Annotated in this window: 1 protein-coding gene; it reads left to right on the forward strand. The window is 47.7% G+C overall.

Annotated features, from left to right (window positions below):
• Window positions 1-2: 2 nt before the first annotated feature.
• A partial coding sequence (locus DW896_RS21345; protein ID WP_133303689.1) for a DNA-3-methyladenine glycosylase I occupies window positions 3-553 on the forward strand: 551 nt, incomplete at its 3' end.

Raw genomic sequence — 553 nt, forward strand, 5'->3', positions numbered from 1 at the left:
TTATAAACGGACGTTGCGGCTGGTGCGGAACCGACGAGCTGTATGTGAAATACCACGATGAAGAGTGGGGAAAAACGGTAACAGACGACAAGACACTATTCGAGTTTCTTGTATTGGAAAGTGCCCAGGCGGGACTGAGCTGGATAACCATCCTCAAAAAGCGGGAAGGCTACCGCAAAGCCTTTTGCAATTTCGATGCCACGCAAGTGGCGCAAATGACCGACGAAGACGTGGAACGGCTGATGCACTTTGACGGCATCGTGAAAAACCGTCTGAAAATCAAGTCGACCATCACCAATGCAAAGCAGTTTCTTGTCATACAGAAAGAATTCGGCAGCTTTTACAACTATACGCTATCCTTCTTCCCCGACCGGAACCCCATTATCAATCATTTTCAGTCATTGAGTGAGATTCCGGTATCATCTCCCGAATCAGATGCCATGAGCAAAGACATGAAAAAACGGGGATTCAAGTTCTTCGGCTCTACCATTTGCTATGCCCATCTGCAAGCTTCGGGGTTTATCAACGACCATCTGACGGATTGCATTTGCCG

This window comes from Bacteroides sp. AM41-16, from assembly GCF_003603495.1.
GTDB classification, from domain to species: Bacteria; Bacteroidota; Bacteroidia; order Bacteroidales; family Bacteroidaceae; genus Bacteroides; species Bacteroides uniformis.